At 67.7% G+C, this 2,467-nt stretch carries 3 protein-coding genes; all 3 read right to left on the reverse strand.

Translation table 11 applies throughout. The annotated features are described in order from the left end of the window. Nucleotides 1-344, reverse strand: a 344-nt coding sequence (locus B1A78_RS21400) for a hypothetical protein (protein ID WP_218668021.1), incomplete at its 3' end; no start/stop codon positions are given. Further along, entirely contained in the window at nt 341-1,105 is a 765-nt protein-coding gene (locus B1A78_RS21405) for a tryptophan 2,3-dioxygenase family protein (protein WP_077148858.1), read from the reverse strand. The genes B1A78_RS21405 and B1A78_RS21400, both read right to left, overlap by 4 nt. Nucleotides 1,106-1,249: 144 nt before the next feature. Further along, nucleotides 1,250-2,467 (reverse strand): hypothetical protein (locus B1A78_RS21410; protein WP_077148859.1); only part of this gene is annotated, 1,218 nt, incomplete at its 5' end.

Raw genomic sequence — 2,467 nt, forward strand, 5'->3', positions numbered from 1 at the left:
TTCCCGACGATCGGATATGTCGCGAGCAGGAGGGTGCGGCGCGTCGTTGCCTGGCCGAGCGCCGACAGATAGCGCGACAGCGCGGCGCTGACGTTGGTCGCGGGGCAGAGGTCGCGCGCCTCGACCGCGATCAGCGCGCCGAGCGCGGCGCGCCAGTCGTCGATCGCGGCGAGCCAGTCGGGCCAGGCCTCGCCGGTGTCGCGCCAGGGATCGAGCAGCCGCGCCTGCAGGGCGGCAGCGGCGCCACGCGGCTGGCAGCCGACGCTGTGGCTCTTGAGGTAGACGCTGCCCGGCGGCAGGTGGAAGCGCGTCGCGACGCCAGGCTGGAGCAGGGCGGGGGTCACAGCCCGCTGCCGTGCCCGGCCGCACCGCCGCTGATGCTGTCGCGCTTGACCCCATATTCGGCGCCCCAGCGGTCGGTCATCTCGGCGCGGATGTCCCAAAGCTCGGGGAAGAAGCGGTGCCGCGTGCCCGCGTTGAGCAGCTCGACCGGGCGTCCCTTGAGCGACTTCGACCCCATGCCGATCGAGCGGTGGATCAGATAGATATGGTGGGCGCGGAAGATCTGGAACAGTTCGTCGAACTCGATCAGCGCCTCGGCGACCATATAGGCCTCGTCATGCTTGTAGCCGGTGTCATAGACGTCGGCGACGCTGCGGCCTGCGGGGTCGAGATACGACGCCTTATAGCGCGCCCAGAGCGGCTGCGGCATCGTCAGCAGCAGCTGGAAACCCGGGCTTTCCTGCCCCGACCCGTTGCCGAGCTGGAGGCGGATCGACTGGTAGTCGAAGGGGCTCATCGTCTCGAGCAGCGCCAGCTGGTCGGTCATCAGCCGCATGAGGCGGTTCACCCGGTCGAACAGGCTGAGCACGCGCATCGTCTCGCCCGCCGCCATATGGCCGTCGATCTCGGTGAGGGTGAAGGCGATCAGCTTCATCCACAATTCCTCGACCTGGTGAACGATCTGGAACTGCAATTCGTCGGGGGTGCAGAGTTCGGCGAGCGGCTTCTGGCAGTCGAGCAGGCGGTCGACCGCGAGATAGACCCCATAATCCTTCATGTCGGGGGTTTCGATGCGGCGGTGGGTTTCGGTCTTGTCGAGCATGGGGCTATCCCTTGCAAAATGGCACGGAGGAACGGACGGCACGCGCAAGGGCGCACCGGATCGTTCAGCCGCGCGGTGCGACCCCCGCCGGCGGGCGCCGCGGCGACCCCGACTGGCCGAGCCACAGCAAGGGCGCCGTCCCGCTCACCGTGCGAGCAGGTCCGACGGCAAGGTCGGCTCGCCGATGATCAGCGCGAAACGGCGCCAGATTTCGTCGCGGTCGGGATCGCCGCGCTCGATATAGGCGCGCACGATTTCTTCGCCGAGCCCGTAGTTGATCACATAGCTGCGATACTGGTCGGTGAAGCTCACCGACTGTTCGGCGCGCGCGGGCGAAACGAGCAGATATTTTTCGGTGAGCGCGACCGCGGCCGGCCGGTCGATGACCCCGTCGAGATATTGCTGCGCGATCGTCAGCCGCGCGCCGGTCAGCGCCTTCATCGCGTCGAGCAGCTGCCAGTAACGGTCGTCCGACGGCGGCTCGATCCCCGCGAGCGGCATCAGCACGTCGCGTTCGGTGTCGGGGCGCGTCTGGCCGGGGAAGGCGAGGTCGATGCCATAGTTCGCAGTGCCCTCGGCGATCAGGCTTTGCGGGCTGTAGAGCGGATAGACGCTGTACTCGACCCAGCCGCGCCCCTTCACCATCTGCTCCTCAAGCTTCATGTTGAGGAGGTGATGGCCCGGATATCCCTCGTGGCAGCCGAGGTCGAGCGCGCGCGACAGGCGGATCGGCAGGTCGGTGTTGACCTGGATGATGCTGTGATAGCCGCCCTGGTAATAATTATAGCCGCTCCAGCTCTTGCCGGTGACGAACTGCAGTTCGAAACTGTCGCCGGGCGCGAGCGCGACATGTGCGACGGTGCGGCCGCGGCAGCGCGAAATCGCGGCCTCGAACACGCCCTGCAGCTTGTCCTTGGGAATGGTGAAATGGTCGAGATAGGCCTCGACCCGCGTCGCGAGCGGGCCTTCGCCGGGCACCAGCGCGTCGACCGCGGCGAGCGCGGCGTCATAGCTTTTGAGCGGCCGCAGCACCGGGCGCACGCCGAACAGTCGCTCGGCCTCTTCGGCGAAGGAGAAGCGCGCGCCGCCCATCATCATCAGCCGCGTCTCGGCGGCACGCAGCTGCGCGGCGAGGAAGGCGCGGCGCTGGCGCTCGATCGGGTCGGACAGGTCGGGCGCGATCTCCTCGAGCTTCGCGATCAGCTGGCGCGTCGAGACGAGCAGCGCCTTCTGGTCGCGCGGCGCCGCGGTCGACGCATCGAGCAGGCTCTGCGGGCCATAATAGGCGTCGATATAGCCTTTCTCGTGCGTGCCGATCTCGAGGCTGAGCGAAACATAGGCGGTGGCGATGGCGTCGACCGT

It is taken from the genome of Sphingopyxis sp. KK2 (assembly GCF_001990265.1).
In the GTDB taxonomy this organism is placed as follows: domain Bacteria; phylum Pseudomonadota; class Alphaproteobacteria; order Sphingomonadales; family Sphingomonadaceae; genus Sphingopyxis.